A 17,668-nucleotide genomic window follows, 5' to 3' on the forward strand; every position below is an offset into this window, starting at 1 on the left:
TAGAATTGGCAATACTTGAAATCGTTAAAAGCCCTTCAACAATGCTGACGCAGCGTTGTAAGGAAGTGGAGAAATTTGATGAAAAATTGGCAAAGCTGCTCGATGACATGTACGACACAATGATCGATGCAGATGGTGTAGGGCTCGCAGCTCCTCAAGTAGGGGAATTGGTCCGAGTCGCCATCGTCGATATGGGCGAAGGGGACGAAGTGATTGAAATGGTCAACCCTGTCGTCACTGCAATCGGAGGGTCTGTCGTAGAAGTTGAGGGCTGCTTAAGCTTCCCGGGTCTATACGGTGAAGTGGAACGACCGTTTTTCGTTCGTGTAGAAGCACAGGAACGGGACGGTTCTTTGTACGAACTGGAAGCGGAAGACTACGAAGCGCGGGCGATCCTGCATGAAATAGATCATTTGGATGGCGTGTTATTCGATTCAAAAATAACAAGGATCGTGGACCCAGAGGAATTTGAAGAAGTAGATGGGGAGGCTGAAACCGAATGACGAAAATCGTATTCATGGGGACTCCCGATTTTTCAGTTCCTGTCTTGACAATGCTACACGAGGAAGGGTACGACATCATTGCAGTTGTCACCCAGCCCGATCGGCCTGTCGGAAGAAAGAGGATATTAACACCTCCGCCTGTAAAGGAAGAGGCTCTTCGACTTGGCTTGCCGGTCTTGCAACCGGAAAAACTGAGAACATCCGAAGAACTTGCGGAGCTTATCCAGATGAATCCGGATCTGATCGTTACCGCTGCATATGGACAAATCCTGCCGAAAACCCTACTTGATGCCCCACGACTGGGTTGCATCAATGTCCATGCGTCATTATTGCCGAAATACCGGGGAGGCGCACCGATCCACCAAGCAGTCATCGATGGTGAGACCGAAACGGGAGTAACAATCATGTATATGGTTGAAAAGCTCGATGCGGGAGATATCATCTCACAGATAACTGTACCTATTACCGAAGAAGATAATACCGGCATCCTATTCGAGAAATTATCCGTAGCAGGCACAAAATTATTGAAAAATACATTGCCTTCCATCATAGACGGATCGAATGAACGGATTCCCCAAGATGAAAAATATGTTTCATTTGCAGGCAATATAACCCGTGAACAGGAAAGAATCGACTGGTCCAAAGATGGCACAGCTATTTTCAACCAAATCCGCGGACTCTATCCGTGGCCGGGTGCCTATTCCGTATTTCAAGAAGAGAACGTTAAAATTTGGACGGCAGACAAATCCGATATTACGGCTGAGGCCCTTCCTGGAACGATAATAAAATTGTTGAAGGACAAGCTTATCGTCAAAACAGGCGACGAAACATCCATTGCCATCACTGAATTGCAGCCTGCCGGGAAAAAACGGTTGTCGGCGGAAGAGTTCCTTAATGGCATAGGTGCCAAATGGAATGAAGGGGATAAATTTGAATGACAAATGCCAAAAAGAGGATTTGGAACGGCAATGTCCGCGACGCGGCATTATCAATATTAATGGAAATAAATCAGAATCAGGCTTACAGCAATCTTCTCCTCAACAGGACGATTAAGAAATATGATATCGATCCGAAGGACAGGGGTTTATTGACTGAACTGACGTACGGCACTTTACAGCACAGATTGACCTTAGATTATTACTTGGAGCCTTTCGTCAAAGGGAAACTAGATCCATGGGTACGGGAATTACTGAGGTTATCGATTTATCAAATAATCTATTTGACGAAAATCCCTCCGCATGCAGTCGTTCATGAAGCGGTGGAAATCGCCAAAAGAAGAGGGCATAAGGGCATCTCGGCAACCGTAAATGGCATTTTACGTTCCGTATTACGAAAAGGCGTCCGCCCGATTGAGGACATCCAAGATGATATCGAAAGGATGTCAGTTGAAACAAGTCATCCTGCATGGTTGATTGAGCGGTGGGTTAACCAGTTCGGCAAAGAAGAAGCTTTGGCGATGGCTCATGAAAACAACCATCCAGCCCGCATGACAGCGAGGGTCAATTCATTGAAAGCGACAGTAGAAGAAGCGATTACGGCGCTCGCTAAGGAAGGGATTGAAGCATCCAGGGGAGAAGTGATTCCAGGGAGCATCCAAGTATCTAGCGGGAGCTTAGCGAATACAGCAGCATTCGCGGAAGGTTTATTGACAATCCAAGATGAAAGCTCCATGTTGCCTGTTCTGGCTCTTGACGTGAAGCCTGATATGAAAGTGCTGGACATGTGCGCGGCTCCGGGCGGAAAGACAACATTCATTGCAGAAAAGATGAATGATATAGGAGAAATATACGCACATGATCTGCATGAACATAAACTTGCTTTAATTGAGTCGAATGCTAACCGTCTCGGCATACAATCCATCATAACGAAAAGCGGGGATAGCCGTGAACTGGAGTCCATTTACGGACCTGCCTCATTTGACCGCATCCTTGTCGATGCGCCTTGCAGCGGTCTTGGAGTCATCCGTCGCAAGCCGGAGATAAAATACAATAAAACCGAGCAGGACTTGAAAAGTTTGACAGAAATCCAGGAGCAGCTTCTTGCTACTGCCTACCGGTTACTAAAAGATGACGGCATTCTCGTTTATAGCACATGCACCATAGAGTACGACGAAAACGAAGGAATGGTCCGCCGTTTCCTGGAAACACATCCAGATCTGACCTTGTATTCGATCGATGCGCTTGCCGACATTGACTCATTGGCAATCAAAGACAATCTTCTTCAAGTGTTGCCGCAGCACTTTGGAAGCGATGGCTTTTTCGTCGCTGCTTTTCACAAAAAGAAGGAGTAAAGAACAACGACTGACTTCTAGCAAATCAATAAGGGGAAATTGAAAATCAGTGTCTTTGAAAAAGGGGGGACGAGTGTTGCGATTCGAAATAGTGACAGACGTTGGTAAGAAGCGGACAGTGAATGAGGATAGTGCAGCAGTCTTTGCAATTCAGGACGGGCCGACGCTCGCGGTTGTCGCGGATGGCATGGGAGGCCACCGTGGCGGGGACTATGCAAGTTCGACAGCGGTAAGGATACTTGGCGAACAGTTCGTGAAAGTGGATAGCGCTGCAACTATGGACGAGGATGATTGGAAAGAATGGCTTCAGGAGACGGTAATGTATGTAAACCGCACCCTATTCGACATTGCAGAAAATGACAATGAATACAAAGGGATGGGAACAACATTAGATGCTGTGCTCATATACGGAAATAAAGGACTTGTCACTCACATCGGGGATAGCAGGGTATACACGATAAATCGGAATGAGATTCTGCAAATTACGAAGGATCATTCCTTCGTAAATATATTGCTGGATTCCGGAGAAATTACCGAAGAGGAAGCGGCAAAACATCCCCAAAGAAATTGGATAATGAGAGCTATAGGATCCGAGAAAACGATCATGCCCGACTTCTATCAACTCAAATTGGACGGACAGACATACTTGTTGATATGTACGGATGGCTTAAGCAATAAGCTCGACAATAAACAGATTCATACAATCGTCACTGCGCATGGAGATTTGCATGACAAGGCAGTTAAATTGGTCGAGTTGGCGAACGAATTGGGTGGAGAAGACAATATTTCTGTCATATTGGCAAGCCCTTCCACATCGGAGGTGAGCCCACAATGATCGGCAAACGAATCGGCGGCCGTTACGAAGTGCTCAAAGGAATCGGAGAAGGCGGAATGTCGAAAGTCTATTTGGCACATGACATCATTTTGGACCGCGATGTTGCCATTAAAGTCTTGAACTATGATTTCGCAAATGAGCAGGATCTGAAAAAGAGATTCCAGCGGGAGGCCCTATCTGCCACAAGTTTGACTCATCCGCATATCGTCAATATTTTTGACGTTGGCGAGGATGAAGAACTTCATTATCTCGTTATGGAATATATTGAAGGCCAGACACTAAAGAAATTTATTCAAATGAATGGTCCTTTGCAAGTCCATCAAGCAGTAAAAATCATGAGGCAGCTCGTTTCGGCTATTGCCAATGCCCATCATAATGGGATTGTCCATCGGGATATAAAACCGCAGAATATTTTAATGGACGCTGAAGGCAATGTGAAAATAACCGATTTCGGAATTGCAATGGCGTTAAGCGCCACGTCACATACAAAAACGAATTCTGTTATCGGAACTGTCCATTATTTATCTCCCGAACAGGCGAGGGGCGGAATGGCAACGAAAAAGTCGGATATTTATTCGTTGGGGATTGTCTTCTATGAACTATTGACAGGTGAACTGCCTTTTTCTGCGGAAACTGCAGTTGCAATCGCATTGAAACATTTGCAGGAAGAGACGCCTTCTGTAAGACTTTCATTTCCCGGCATTCCGCAAAGTGTCGAAAATGTCATTTTAAAAGCGACAGCGAAGAATGCTGCATACAGATACCAGTCGGCGGATGAGATGTATGAAGACCTGCTCACCGTTTTATCACCTGAGAGGCAGCATGAAGAGAAATTCACCATCCCTTACGATGATGACCGGACGCGTGTCATTCCTATCATTACAGACACATCAAAAGCGGACCACTCAGAAAAGACCAAAATCATCAGTCCTGTTCCTGGTTCTGATCCTGCCCCGCAACAGCAGCAGAAGAAGAAACGGAAGAAGTGGCCGATCATCGTTGGCTTATCCGCTTTGCTATTGGCGATTGCAGTCCTCCTGATTTATTTTTGGCCGACCTTATTCGGTCCGAAAACTGCCTTGATACCAGAGGTGGTGGGATTGGAGGAAGCGGAAGCGATTTCGTCGCTTGAGGAAAATGGGTTTGTGGTTGAAGATAAGGTTGAGGATTATTCGGATGAATATCCAGCTGGACAAGTTTTCGGGACAGATCCGGAGGCTAATAAAAAACGAGAGATTGGATCAGCGGTCACCCTATACGTTAGTATCGGCAAGGAAACGACAGAACTGACCAATTATGTTGATAGGGAATATGAAGAAATTGTTGAATTCCTAAATAGTAGAGGATTTAGTAATATTCGACCAGAATGGGTTCACAGTGATGCACCAAAAGGACAAATCCTGAAGCAGTCGCCTGAAGCCGGCGAGAAAGTAGTTCCGGAAGAAACTGAAATTGTGTTTACAGTCAGTTTAGGGAAAGAAATGAAAACACTGGCTGATCTATCGAATTATTCTGAGAGTAAATTGAAGGATTATGCTGATACGTCCGGCTTCAATGTTCGAATCGTTAATAGGATAGAATCTGATAGTGTGAAGGAAGGTCATGTCATTTCACAAAAACCTTCAGCGAACGCCGAACTTGAAAAAGGTGCGACAGTTGACGTAGTCCTTTCAAAAGGCAAGGCGAAGGCCCCGGTTAAGTATGTTGTGTACAAGGTTACGATTCCATATGAACCATCGAATGTTGAAGACGATGAGGAAGACAAAGACCCTGAACCGCAAACGATCAAAATCTATATTCAGGACAGCAAACATTCCATGACGGAACCAGTTGCTGAATTTACGATAACGGAAGATGTGCAGAGAGAGATTACACTCACATTGGAAGAAGGCCAAAGCGGCCATTATCAGGTCCGTAGAGATTCGGAAATTATTGCAGAAAAATCGATTAATTATAATGATGCCGAATGAGAAAGAGGGATTGGATGCCGGAAGGACAAATTAGAAAAGCGATAAGCGGTTTTTATTATGTCAAGGTAAAGGACGGAGATCTTATCCAGTGCAAAGGCCGTGGGGTCTTTAAAATTAGGGGTATATCACCCCTTGTCGGAGACTTTGTCACGATTGTCCGTGAAGGTGATAATGATGCAACCATCACTGAAGTTCATGAACGGGAAAATGAGCTGGTCAGACCGCCGATTGCAAACGTTGACCAGGCGTTGCTCGTATTTTCGATCGTGGAACCGGATTTCAGTTTCCATCTATTAGATCGGTTCCTTGCTGTCATCGAATCAGTCGGCATAAAACCGGTTATCTGTCTGACCAAGAAAGACGTCGCAGGGGAAGGGGATCTACGTCAAGCGGAAACTGCAGCTGCGTACTACCGCGGTATCGGCTACGATGTCATCGTTACTTTTATCGGAGATCCAGACCTATTCCTCTTGCTTGAACCATTCTTGGATGGAAAAACAACGGTTCTTGCCGGTCAGTCCGGCGTCGGAAAATCAACATTGCTCAACACGTTGATTCCTGAGCTTTCTTTGAAGACTGGAGTGATTTCGGAAGCACTTGGCAGAGGCAAACATACAACGCGCCATGTAGAACTTTTGGAAGTTGCTGGCGGGCTCGTCGCTGACACGCCAGGCTTCAGCTCCCTTGATTTTGATCATATCGAGAAAGAGGAATTACGTGATACTTTCGTTGAAATGGAAAACGTGGCGCATGAATGCAAATTCAGGGGATGCTTGCATTTGAAGGAGCCTGGCTGCGCAGTTAAACAGAAAGTGGAGACCGGGGAAATCCTTCAATCCCGCTACTCTAATTATTTGCAATTTCTGCAAGAGATTACTGACCGAAAGCCGAGGTATTGAAAATGATTAAAATTGCACCGTCCATTTTAGCTGCGGACTTTTCGAAGTTGGCAGATGAAGTGAAAGAAGTTGAGAAAGCTGGAGCTGAACTGATTCATATTGATGTAATGGATGGCCATTTCGTTCCGAACATTACGATGGGACCGATTGTTGTGGAAGCGTTGCGGCCAGTTACGGATCTTCCGCTCGATGTCCATCTCATGATTGAGAACCCTGATGCATATATTGAACAGTTCGCGAAAGCGGGAGCGGATTATATTACTGTCCATGTGGAAGCGTGCCGACACTTGCATCGCACCATTCAGCTGATCCGTTCTTTCGGAGTGAAGCCGGGTGTCGTACTGAACCCGCATACGCCGGTAGAGCATATCGTCCATATCCTTGAAGATATCGACATGGTATTATTCATGACGGTCAATCCGGGATTCGGGGGACAGAAGTTCATCCATTCCGTACTTCCGAAAGTGAAGCAATTGTCCGATCTGATCAAGGAAAGAGGATTGTCAATCGATATCGAAATCGATGGCGGCATCAATGAGGAAACGATCATCCCTTGCGTTGAGGCGGGCGCCAATATATTTGTCGCTGGCTCGGCCGTTTATAATGCGGAAGATCGTACGGAAGCACTGCAAAGGATTAAAGCCGCTGGGGAAAGCGTACTGAATTGATGAATAGGATTATCATCTGTGCAGGCGGGCCAACCGGGGAGTTGCCCGACCTGTCCGCTTACGAGGCGGAAGGGACAATTTTCATCGGCGTAGACCGCGGGGCAATTCATTTACTGGATCAAGGGATTATTCCCGAAGAGGCAATCGGAGATTTTGATTCAGTGAGTGAAGAGGAGTATAGCAGAATAAAAGAATCTGTGGAACGAGTCTATCCCTTCCAGACAGAAAAAGACGAAACGGACACGGAACTGGCTGTAGATCGCGCCATTTCCTATCGTCCGGGAGAAGTGATTTTGACCGGTGTCACTGGGGGCAGGTTGGATCATTTCGAATCGGCATTGCATTTATTACTTCGGATGCAGATGGAACATAAAGAAGTTTCATTCCGCATCCGCAACGCTCATAATGAACTTTCATTACTTCGTCCTGGAGTCCATCGGGTGAAAAGGGCTGCCCAGTTCCCTTATATTTCATTTTTCCCCTTCGGCAGTTCTGTAGAAGGCCTGACATTGACCGGCTTCAAGTATGAGACGGTTAACGAAAGGATGGATATGGGCATGACGAAATTCACGAGCAATGAACCAATTTCAGAAGTTTGTACTATCTCATTCCGACAGGGCATATGCTTAATGGTAAGAAGTTCAGATTCCTGAAAGGAGAAGGGAATTGCGAGTTTATACTTTTACGATGCCGAAGTTTCTAAGTAGCTTTGTACGAAAATGCATGGTCGTCTTCCAAAAAGAAGATAAGGTTAAAACCCAAGCTACTGCAAGCCAGCGAAACAAAAAACGGAAAAAAGAAAAAACGTCAGGCTGAACTTATCGGCCTGGCGTTTTATTTCTTTTTGTCTTATAGTAATCGGAACGCGGATAAAGATATTATACTCTTTGCACTTTACCTGATTTGAGCGCTCTCGCAGATACCCAAACACGTTTCGGTTTACCGTTTACAAGAATACGGACTTTTTGAAGATTAGCTCCCCAAGTACGTCTGTTGGCATTCATTGCGTGTGAACGGGCATTCCCCGTACGTGCTTTGCGGCCAGTAACTACACATTCTTTAGCCATTTTTATGACCTCCTCGCTAATATTGATTAAGCGATTCACTATCTAATTCGCATACCATAATACTTTATCACAGGAAATAAGGGCATGCAACCTTTTTTACTGATGCTTTCAAGTGAAAATCCTTTACAACAGTTACTACGCTTTTATATTGTTATCGTGTATAGTACAATGGGGGTAGTTATTATGGATGCAGGAGGGGAAGCTTTCATGTCAATCGAGATGAAAAACGATTACGGTACGATAGATATTACGAATGACGTCATTGCCCAAGTGGTGGGAGAGGCGGCAATCGAATGCTACGGAATTGTCGGCATGGCTTCGCGTCATCAGATCCGGGATGGACTTACAGACATCCTTGGAAAAGAGAACTATGCAAAAGGAGTCATTGTTAGAAATATCGGAGACGAAACACATATCGATATGTATGTCATTATCGGATATGGAACAAAAATCTCTGAGGTCGCATACCAAGTGCAATCCAAAGTGATGTATACATTGAAAAAGACCTTATCGTTAACAGTGGATTCAGTGAATATATTTGTTCAAGGAGTTCGGGTGACGAACTGATAGAAGGAGGAAAACATTTCAATGAATTTTATTGATGGTGTGAAATTTGCCGACATGGTGAGGATGGGTGCGCATCACCTTCATCAGAATGCAGACTATGTCGATTCACTTAACGTGTTTCCTGTTCCTGACGGGGACACAGGGACAAATATGAATTTATCCATGACGTCCGGGGCAAAGGAAACGGAAGCGAATGTTTCTGCGCATCTGGGCAAGACCGCCCAAGCATTGTCTAAAGGCCTATTGATGGGAGCACGCGGGAACTCCGGGGTCATCCTATCCCAATTGTTCCGTGGTTTTGGCAAGGCTGTGGAAGAGGAAGAGAAGCTGGATAGCAAGAAGTTCGCAAATTCACTGGAATATGGAGTGCAGACGGCATATAAAGCAGTCATGAAGCCTGTTGAAGGTACGATTCTTACTGTTGCCAAAGATGCAGCGAACAAAGGTGTTGAAGTGGCGAAGTCGACTACAGACATCATTAAAGTGATGGAGGCAATCGTTGAAGAATCGAAAGCTTCTTTGAAACGGACTCCAGATCTACTTCCGGTTTTGAAGGAAGTTGGTGTCGTCGATAGTGGCGGACAAGGCCTTGTTTATGTATATGAAGGCTTTTTGGCATGTCTGAAAGGGGAAGAGCTTCCTGAGCGGACGAATATGGATCTGATGGAGGATCTAGTCAACGCCGAGCATCATCGTGGAGTACAAGGATTCATGAACACTGAAGATATTGTTTACGGCTATTGTACAGAATTCATGGTGAAATTCGAGGATGAAAAAGTGAAGAAGCATCCTTTCGTGGAAGGCGATTTCCGCCAGGACCTGAGCAAGTTCGGTGATTCATTGCTTGTCATTTCAGATGAGGAGATTGCGAAAGTACATATTCACACTGAAGAGCCGGGAGATGCATTGAATTATGCACAGCAATACGGTTCGCTCATTAATATTAAAATCGAAAACATGCGTCAGCAGCATATTGATATTGTCGGGGAAAGCCATTCGACTAAAAAGGCGGAGACAGCTTCTCATCCATACGCAATTGTAACAGTGGCAATGGGGACAGGAATTGCCGACTTGTTGAAGAGCATCGGAGCTTCTGCTGTCATTGAAGGCGGACAGACGATGAATCCATCAACCGAAGATATCGTCAAGGCTATCAAAGACGTTGGTGCGGAGCGGGTCATCATTTTGCCGAACAATAAAAATATCATCATGGCGGCAAAGCAGGCAGCAGAAGTGATTGGCATCGAAGCAGCTGTCGTCGAAACGAAATCCGTTCCGGAAGGGCTGGCGGCAATTCTCGCATTCAATCCTGAAGCCGAAGTGGCTGATAATGAAAAGAGCATGTCCAAAGCGGCGGCCGGCGTGAAAACTGGCCAAGTCACTTATTCGATCCGGGATACATCCATAGATGGCATTGATATTAAAAAAGATGATTTTATGGGACTTGCAGGCAGTAAAATTGTTATCTCCAATCCTTCTTTAGATGATGTTATGAAGACGTTGCTTGAATCACTCATCAATGAAGATGATGAAATCGTAACAATCATCTATGGAGAGGATGTAACTGAGCAAGAAGCTGCTGAAATTGCTGAATACGTGGAATCCACGTATGATCATACAGAAGTCGAATTGTACAACGGGAAACAACCGCTTTATCCTTATATCCTTTCCGTGGAATAATACGGAAAAAACGACGGCATGCCTTTTGGGGCATGCCGATTTTCTATTTTGTCTTTACTTGAAATCTACGGTAAAATGAAGAGAGTGTTTGCTTCTCAATAAGGGGGTAGTTTAAATGAAATATAGATCTGTCTTTGAAATTATTGGTCCCGTCATGATCGGGCCTTCATCTTCGCACACCGCTGGAGCAGCTCGAATTGGACGAGTAGCCCGGGATTTGTTCGGACGTCAGCCGGAGTGGGCGAAAATTCATCTCTATGGTTCTTTTGCAGAAACTTATAAAGGGCATGGGACTGACGTTGCGATTATCGGGGGGTTGCTGGATTACGACACGTTTGATGAAAGAATAAAAACGGCTTTTGAAGATGCCGCAGCACTCGGCATGACTTTCGAGTTCATTCCCGAAGAGGAAGAAGCCGATCATCCGAATACGGCAAAAATTGTTATTGGCGACAGTCAAGGCGAAATGGAGCTTGTCGGGATTTCAATCGGTGGCGGTACAATGGAAGTCACTGAGTTGAATGGCTTTCCACTTCGCTTATCGGGTCATTTCCCGGCGCTCCTCGTTGTACACGACGATCGTTCGGGCGTCATTGCAAATGTTTCCAACGCTATCGCTTCGCAAGGCATGAACATTGCGCATATGGAAGTTGGCCGGAAGGAAAAAGGGAAAATGGCTCTGATGGTTATCGAAGTCGACCAGATGTTTGATGAAACACTCATAAATGAATTGAAATCGTTGCCGAATGTTACGCAAGTTTCAACATTGGCGAACTGAGGAGGGAAATAGCAATGGAAGTTCTATTCGGTACTGTAAAAGAATTAGTAGCACTCGCGGAAGCACAAAATAAGTCGATTTCGGAAATTATGATTGAACAGGAAATGCAAATGACAAGACGTTCACGTGAAGAGATTGTCGCTCAAATGGAAAATAATCTTTCCGTCATGGAAAGCGCTGTCGAGCAAGGGTTGCAAGGCGTAAAATCGACTTCCGGTTTGACAGGCGGCGATGCAGTCCTTATTCAAAACTATATTAAGTCCGGGAAATCGCTTTCAGGGGACCTTATTTTGGATGCTGTCAGTAAAGCGGTTGCGACAAACGAAGTAAACGCAGCAATGGGAATGATCTGTGCAACTCCAACTGCAGGGGCTGCCGGAATTGTACCAGGAACGCTTTTCGCAGTGAAAGACAAATTGAACCCAACGAGAGAGCAGATGGTGAATTACTTATTTACATCAGGCGCTTTCGGCTTTGTCGTGGCAAATAATGCATCCATCTCTGGAGCAGCAGGAGGATGTCAAGCGGAAACTGGATCAGCCGCTTCGATGGCTGCCGCTGCGATCGTTGAAATGGCTGGAGGAACTCCTCAGCAAAGTGCAGAGGCTTTTTCAATCGTCATGAAAAACATGCTCGGACTTGTGTGCGATCCGGTGGCGGGTCTAGTAGAAGTACCATGTGTGAAGCGTAATGCAATGGGAGCTGCAAAAGCCCTTGTCGGAGCGGATATGGCTCTTGCAGGAGTAGTAAGCAGGATTCCGACTGATGAAGTGATTGAAGCGATGCATAGAATCGGACAGTCAATGCCTTCCGCGTTAAGGGAAACCGCAAAAGGGGGCTTAGCTGCCACTCCTACTGGAAAGGCGCTCGAAGCCGAGATTTTCGGAAAGGACAAAACGTCTCGTGACGCCGTCAATTCTTGACTCTGTCACAACGCTAAAAGGCGTCGGCAAGGCATCTGCAGAACAACTTCAAAAACTTGGCATTGAAACGATTGAAGAGTTAATCAATACATTTCCGTACCGCCATGAAGACTTCAGATTGAAAAATTTAGCTGAAACGCCGCATAATGAACGGGTCACCATTGAAGGAAGGGTCGAAAGTGAGCCTTCCGTTCTTTTTTTGGGGAGAAATAAATCACGACTCCAATTACGGTTGCTGGCCGGAAACCATCTCGTTAAAGCGGTTTTCTTCAATCAACATTACTTGAAAGACCGAATTTCAATCGGAATGATCGTTACGGTGACAGGCAAATGGGATCGTGGCAGGCAAGTGATCAATGTGAGCAACTTCAGTCAGGGGCCGAAAACAGATCAAGCTGATTTTGAACCTGTCTATAGTTTGAAAAACGTCATGCACCAAAAGACGTTCCGCAAATATATGAGACAGGCACTAGATTTGTGCAGCGGTGAAATTGCCGAAGTTCTTCCGTATTCATTGCGGGAAGCTTATTTGTTGCCGTCGGTCGGAGAAGCACTTGAAATGGTGCATTTTCCAAAATCGCCGAATGACGTGAAACAGGCACGTAGACGCTTTGTCTATGAGGAACTCTTGAAATTTCAATTGAAAATGATCGGTATGAAAAAAATCCGTAAAGAAACCGAAAAAGGAACTCCGATTCATTATGATCTGGATCGTATCAAGGAGTTCATTGCTTCATTGCCTTTCGAGCTGACGAATGCACAAAAAAAGGTTGTCAATGAGCTATGTGCCGAATTGAAAAGCCCGATGAGGATGAATCGTCTGCTGCAAGGGGATGTAGGTTCCGGAAAGACGGTCGTAGCTGCTATTGCCCTATTTGCGGCGATTACTGGTGGGTTTCAAGGTGCGCTTATGGCACCGACGGAAATTCTTGCGGAACAGCATGCCGATTCCCTTTCATCATGGCTTGAGCCGTTTGGAGTGAATGTCGCCTTTCTCTCCGGATCCACGAAAGGGAAAGCGAGAAGGATCATCATTGAGAAATTGCAAAGCGGAGAAATCGATCTGCTGATCGGGACGCACGCATTGATCCAGCCGGATGTCGGTTTCGCAAAACTGGGACTCGTCATAACGGATGAACAGCATCGTTTCGGTGTGGAACAACGGCGTGTGTTAAGGGAGAAAGGACTTAATCCCGACGTCCTTTTCATGACGGCGACACCGATCCCACGTACACTGGCCATCACTGCCTTCGGGGAAATGGATGTCTCGATCTTAGACGAAATGCCAGCAGGACGGAAAAAAATTGAAACATACTGGTTGAAAGAGGAATCTTTATTGCCTGTGTTACGGAAGATGGAGAAGGAGTTGCAAGCCGGCAGACAAGCATATGTCATTTGTCCGCTCATTGAGGAATCAGATAAGATCGATGTGCAGAATGCCGTAGATGTCCATGGCCAGCTCACCCACCATTTTGCCGGGCGGTACACAGTCGGCCTCATGCACGGGAGACTTCATTCCGATGAGAAAGATGCGATCATGAGGGAATTCAGTGAGGGGAAAATTGATTGCCTCGTTTCGACAACCGTCGTAGAAGTAGGCGTGAATGTCCCTAACGCCACTTTTATGCTTATTTATGATGCCACCCGTTTCGGTCTTGCCCAACTCCACCAATTAAGGGGGAGGGTCGGCAGGGGGGCGGACCAATCGTATTGCGTCCTTCTTGCTGATCCGAAGAACGAGGAAGGGAAAGAACGGATGCAGTCCATGACAGAGACGAATGACGGGTTCCTATTAGCCGAAAAGGACCTTGAGCTTAGAGGAGCAGGAGACTTCTTCGGCAAGAAGCAAAGCGGAATGCCTGAATTCAAGATGGCTGATCTGGTGCATGACTACCGTGCGTTGGAAACTGCGCGTCAAGATGCTGAGAAGATGCTGGCATCGGATGATTTCTGGACTGACCCGGAATATAAATTCCTAAGAGAAGACTTGGAGCAATCAGGCGCGCTTTCACAAGAACGTATGGACTGAAAACATAATTGAACAACAGGTCAAGAAATTGAGTTTTTTTCTTTGCCTGTTGTTTGTTTTTATTTCATCCAATGTTTTGTAGAAATCAATGAGGAACTATGATAATATACTGGTATTAGTACCAAGTGCTAATCCGGAAGGGTGAATCGAGTGAGAGTGCCAAAAAGGGAGAGGCAGCGCCAGCTTGAAATGAGCCTCGAACAAAATCCTTTTCTGACAGACGAAGAGTTATCCAAACAATTTAACGTAAGCGTTCAGACGATACGATTGGATCGATTGGAATGTGGAATTCCAGAGTTGCGTGAACGACTGAAAACCGTTGCTGCGCGAACAATGGATGCAGAAGTGAAGTCTCTCCAATCCGATGAGGTGATTGGTGACATCATAGATATCGAGTTGGACAAGAGGGCTGTTTCCATATTTGATGTAACGGACGATCATGTCTTCCGAAGAAGTGGAATCACTCGTGGCCACCATTTATTCGCACAGGCAAATTCATTGGCAGTTGCTGTTCTCGATGATGATCTTGCTTTGACTGTCACATCGAACCTCCATTTCCTGAAGCCCGTCAAATCAGGTGATCGGGTCATTGCACGTGCCATCGTTGATAAAGAGCGTTCAAATGATAAAAGAACTTTTGTCGATGTCATCTCCACTGTCGAAAACGAGACGGTTTTCACCGGTGAATTCCAGATGTATCAAACTACGGACCACAGCAGGAGGGAAATATGATGATCATTGCATTGGATGGAATGGGCGGAGATCATGCACCAGGTGAAATTATTGAAGGCGCGCTTCTGAGCCTATCGGAATTTGAAGATATACATATACATATTTATGGAAATGAAGAAGAGATGGCACCATATTTGAAAGAACATGGACGCTTGAAAGTGATTCATTGTACAGAAAGAATCGAGGCGGACGATGAGCCGGTCCGTGCAATCAGAAGGAAGAAGGATGCCTCCATGGTAAGGATGGCGCAGGCTGTAAAAGACGGCAAAGCCGATGCGTGCGTATCTGCCGGGAATACAGGAGCGCTAATGGCAGCCGGGTTATTTATCGTAGGACGGATTGAAGGCATCGATCGCCCGGCGCTATCGCCAACCTTACCGACAATCGATGGACAAGGTTTCGTCTTCTTGGATGTCGGCGCAAATTCTGACGCAAAGCCTACTCATTTGCAGCAATATGCGATCATGGGCAGCATTTATGCGGAAAAAGTGCGCGGCATTCAAAAGCCCCGCGTCGGACTTTTGAATATCGGCACTGAAGAAGGCAAAGGGAACGAACTGACGAAAGCGGCATACGAACTTCTCACAGAAGCGCCCATTCATTTTATCGGCAACGTCGAATCGAGGGACATTTTAAGCGGTGCGGCAGATGTCATTGTAACGGATGGATTTACAGGGAATATGGTGTTGAAGACGATTGAAGGGACTGCAGCGGGTTTCTTTTCAATGCTAAAAGAAGTATATGGAGCCTCTTTAAAGTCCAAGCTGTCAGCGGCATTGGTGAAAGATGACCTCCGTGGTTTAAAAAAGAAAATGGATTACACCGAGTATGGCGGAGCGGGTTTATTCGGGTTGAATTCCCCAGTCATCAAGGCACATGGCTCCTCAAATGCCAATGCAATTTTAAATGCGATTAGACAAGCGAGGACAATGGTCGAATTCGATGTGTGCGGAACAATTAGAGAGACAGTTGGAAAGGTGGATGCGGAATGACGAAAATAGCGTTTATTTTCCCGGGACAAGGCTCACAGTCTGTCGGAATGGGAGCAGAACTATTCAATAGTGGCGGGAGTTTCCTAGAACAGGCTGATGAAGTATTGCAGTTCGGCTTAAGCCGTTTGATTACAGAAGGCCCCCAAGAGGAACTGACATTGACATATAATGCGCAGCCCGCATTGTTGACAGTCGGCGCTATGATTGCTTCAAGGCTTGTTGAGGAAGGAATTACACCTGACTATACAGCTGGACATAGTCTTGGTGAGTATACTGCCCTCGTCGCTTCAGGCGTCCTTTCATTTGAGGACGGTGTGTCGGTTGTCCATAAGCGTGGACTATTCATGAACGATGCGGTTCCTGCCGGAGAAGGGGCGATGGCCGCCATTTTAGGACTGGATAGCGAAAAGCTGCAAGAAGTGACGGATGCCATTACAGCTAATGGCGATTCGGTCCAACCGGCCAATTTGAATTGTCCTGGACAAATTGTCATATCGGGAACGAAAGCAGGCGTCGAAAAAGCTTGTATCGAGCTTAAGGAAGCGGGAGCGAAAAGAGCGATTCCCTTGGATGTGAGCGGACCATTCCACTCATCCCTTATGAAACCTGCAGCGGATCGTCTGAAAAAAGCGTTGGATGAAGTTGCAATGAAAGACGCATTGATACCTGTCATCGCTAATGTGAATGCGGAAACGGTTTCAGATCGTGAGGAAATCAAGCAACTCCTTGTGGAACAATTATATTCCCCGGTTAGATGGGAAGACTCCGTTCGAAAATTGATCAACCTTGGTGTTACACATTTCATTGAATGCGGCCCTGGAAAAGTGCTCAGCGGCCTTGTTAAGAAAATAGATAGATCTGTTACAGTGCTTCCTGTCTATGACAAAGAGACAATGCAAGCAGTCATTGATGCAGCGAAAGGGTGGGAATAATGGGTAGATTTGAAAGAAAATCGGCGATCGTTACAGGCGCTTCAAGAGGAATTGGACGCGAGATTGCAATTTTGCTAGGAAAAGAAGGCGCTCGTGTAGCGGTCAACTATAGTGGCAGCAAAGAAAAAGCGGAAGAAGTCGTTGAATTGATCAAACAATCCGGCGGAGATGCTTTTGCCATCCAAGCAAACGTTTCGGATGCCGAACAAGTGAAACAAATGATCGATGAGACATTGAAAACGTTTGGTTCTATTGATATGCTCGTAAATAATGCAGGAATTACGCGTGATAATTTGTTGATGCGCATGAAGGAAGACGAATGGGATGATGTTATCAACATCAATCTAAAAGGCGTGTTCCTCTGTACGAAAGCTGTGACACGTCAAATGATGAAGCAACGTGCAGGAAAGATCGTCAACCTTGCATCGATTGTAGGCGTCATCGGTAATCCGGGACAAGCAAATTATGTCGCTGCAAAAGCCGGTGTGATAGGCTTAACGAAGACGACTGCGAGAGAGCTTGCTACGAGGAATATCACTGTGAACGCAGTTGCACCAGGTTTCATTACAACAGATATGACTGAAGCTCTTCCAGAGGAAGTTAAAGCACAAATGTTGGGCTCCATTCCTTTGGGTAAGCTAGGATCAGCTGAAGATGTCGCAGGCGCAGTAGCGTTCCTACTATCCGACGATGCAAACTATATTACCGGACAAACCATCAATGTTGATGGCGGTATGGTGATGTAATCACCTGTATAGGTCTAACTAATGAATTTTGCCTGGAAATTCCGTTGCTTGTAGTGG

At 45.8% G+C, this 17,668-nt stretch carries 19 protein-coding genes; 18 read left to right on the forward strand and 1 reads right to left on the reverse strand.

From position 1 onward, the window contains the following. Positions 1 to 5 precede the first annotated feature (5 nt). From def to spoVM, 9 genes are all read left to right on the forward strand, one after another. Positions 6 to 503 (forward strand): peptide deformylase, encoded by a 498-nt coding sequence (gene def, locus OC538_RS00730; protein WP_251694858.1) that lies wholly within the window; start codon positions 6 to 8, stop codon positions 501 to 503. Continuing rightward, complete coding sequence (gene fmt, locus OC538_RS00735) at positions 500 to 1,441, forward strand: methionyl-tRNA formyltransferase (protein WP_251694857.1); 942 nt, start codon at positions 500 to 502, stop codon at positions 1,439 to 1,441. The genes def and fmt overlap by 4 nt, the downstream gene beginning before the upstream one ends. Beyond that, on the forward strand, positions 1,438 to 2,793 hold the full coding sequence (gene rsmB, locus OC538_RS00740) for a 16S rRNA (cytosine(967)-C(5))-methyltransferase RsmB (protein ID WP_262172884.1): 1,356 nt from the start codon (positions 1,438 to 1,440) through the stop codon (positions 2,791 to 2,793). Before fmt ends, rsmB begins: the two co-directional genes overlap by 4 nt. Positions 2,794 to 2,869: 76 nt before the next feature. Beyond that, on the forward strand, positions 2,870 to 3,628 hold the full coding sequence (locus tag OC538_RS00745; RefSeq protein ID WP_285847009.1) for a Stp1/IreP family PP2C-type Ser/Thr phosphatase: 759 nt from the start codon (positions 2,870 to 2,872) through the stop codon (positions 3,626 to 3,628). Beyond that, the gene (pknB, locus tag OC538_RS00750) at positions 3,625 to 5,598 is read left to right on the forward strand and encodes a Stk1 family PASTA domain-containing Ser/Thr kinase (protein WP_262172886.1); all 1,974 of its coding nucleotides are present in this window, start codon (positions 3,625 to 3,627) and stop codon (positions 5,596 to 5,598) included. The genes OC538_RS00745 and pknB overlap by 4 nt, the downstream gene beginning before the upstream one ends. Before the next feature lie 14 nt (positions 5,599 to 5,612). Next, positions 5,613 to 6,497, forward strand: coding sequence for a ribosome small subunit-dependent GTPase A (gene rsgA, locus OC538_RS00755; RefSeq protein WP_251694853.1), 885 nt, complete (start codon positions 5,613 to 5,615; stop codon positions 6,495 to 6,497). Positions 6,498 to 6,499: 2 nt separating this feature from the next. After that, complete coding sequence (gene rpe / locus OC538_RS00760) at positions 6,500 to 7,165, forward strand: ribulose-phosphate 3-epimerase (RefSeq protein WP_251694852.1); 666 nt, start codon at positions 6,500 to 6,502, stop codon at positions 7,163 to 7,165. After that, positions 7,165 to 7,818 carry a thiamine diphosphokinase gene (locus OC538_RS00765; protein ID WP_251695300.1) on the forward strand — a complete coding sequence of 218 codons (654 nt, stop codon included), beginning with the start codon at positions 7,165 to 7,167 and terminating at the stop codon, positions 7,816 to 7,818. Before rpe ends, OC538_RS00765 begins: the two co-directional genes overlap by 1 nt. 13 nt (positions 7,819 to 7,831) lie before the next feature. Further along, positions 7,832 to 7,981, forward strand: coding sequence for a stage V sporulation protein SpoVM (spoVM, locus tag OC538_RS00770; RefSeq protein ID WP_262172890.1), 150 nt, complete (start codon positions 7,832 to 7,834; stop codon positions 7,979 to 7,981). A 62-nt stretch (positions 7,982 to 8,043) separates the two neighbouring features. On the opposite strand, the gene rpmB is transcribed toward spoVM, so the two are convergent. Next, a complete protein-coding gene (gene rpmB / locus OC538_RS00775) occupies positions 8,044 to 8,232 on the reverse strand; it encodes a 50S ribosomal protein L28 (RefSeq protein ID WP_251623931.1) in 189 nt (62 codons plus the stop codon). Between the two features lie 207 nt (positions 8,233 to 8,439). On the opposite strand from rpmB, the gene OC538_RS00780 reads away from it, so the two are divergent. From OC538_RS00780 to fabG, 9 genes are all read left to right on the forward strand, one after another. Continuing rightward, the gene (locus OC538_RS00780; RefSeq protein ID WP_251627161.1) at positions 8,440 to 8,799 is read left to right on the forward strand and encodes an Asp23/Gls24 family envelope stress response protein; all 360 of its coding nucleotides are present in this window, start codon (positions 8,440 to 8,442) and stop codon (positions 8,797 to 8,799) included. A 21-nt stretch (positions 8,800 to 8,820) separates the two neighbouring features. Beyond that, positions 8,821 to 10,479, forward strand: a complete 1,659-nt coding sequence (locus OC538_RS00785) for a DAK2 domain-containing protein (RefSeq protein ID WP_262172891.1) — start codon at positions 8,821 to 8,823, stop codon at positions 10,477 to 10,479. Between the two features lie 115 nt (positions 10,480 to 10,594). Next, on the forward strand, positions 10,595 to 11,257 hold the full coding sequence (gene sdaAB, locus OC538_RS00790; protein ID WP_251694850.1) for an L-serine ammonia-lyase, iron-sulfur-dependent subunit beta: 663 nt from the start codon (positions 10,595 to 10,597) through the stop codon (positions 11,255 to 11,257). A 14-nt stretch (positions 11,258 to 11,271) separates the two neighbouring features. Then, positions 11,272 to 12,180 (forward strand): L-serine ammonia-lyase, iron-sulfur-dependent, subunit alpha, encoded by a 909-nt coding sequence (gene sdaAA / locus OC538_RS00795; RefSeq protein WP_262172892.1) that lies wholly within the window; start codon positions 11,272 to 11,274, stop codon positions 12,178 to 12,180. After that, a complete protein-coding gene (gene recG / locus OC538_RS00800) occupies positions 12,161 to 14,209 on the forward strand; it encodes an ATP-dependent DNA helicase RecG (protein WP_262172893.1) in 2,049 nt (682 codons plus the stop codon). Before sdaAA ends, recG begins: the two co-directional genes overlap by 20 nt. Positions 14,210 to 14,359: 150 nt before the next feature. After that, positions 14,360 to 14,941, forward strand: coding sequence for a transcription factor FapR (fapR, locus tag OC538_RS00805; RefSeq protein WP_251694847.1), 582 nt, complete (start codon positions 14,360 to 14,362; stop codon positions 14,939 to 14,941). Next, complete coding sequence (gene plsX, locus OC538_RS00810; RefSeq protein ID WP_251694846.1) at positions 14,941 to 15,933, forward strand: phosphate acyltransferase PlsX; 993 nt, start codon at positions 14,941 to 14,943, stop codon at positions 15,931 to 15,933. Before fapR ends, plsX begins: the two co-directional genes overlap by 1 nt. Then, on the forward strand, positions 15,930 to 16,865 hold the full coding sequence (gene fabD / locus OC538_RS00815; RefSeq protein WP_251694845.1) for an ACP S-malonyltransferase: 936 nt from the start codon (positions 15,930 to 15,932) through the stop codon (positions 16,863 to 16,865). Before plsX ends, fabD begins: the two co-directional genes overlap by 4 nt. Then, entirely contained in the window at positions 16,865 to 17,611 is a 747-nt protein-coding gene (gene fabG / locus OC538_RS00820) for a 3-oxoacyl-[acyl-carrier-protein] reductase (protein WP_251694844.1), read from the forward strand. Before fabD ends, fabG begins: the two co-directional genes overlap by 1 nt. The last annotated feature ends 57 nt before the right edge of the window (positions 17,612 to 17,668 follow it).

This window comes from Saccharococcus sp. Marseille-Q5394 (assembly GCF_946901335.1).
Lineage (GTDB): Bacteria > Bacillota > Bacilli > Bacillales_A > Planococcaceae > Sporosarcina > Sporosarcina luteola_C.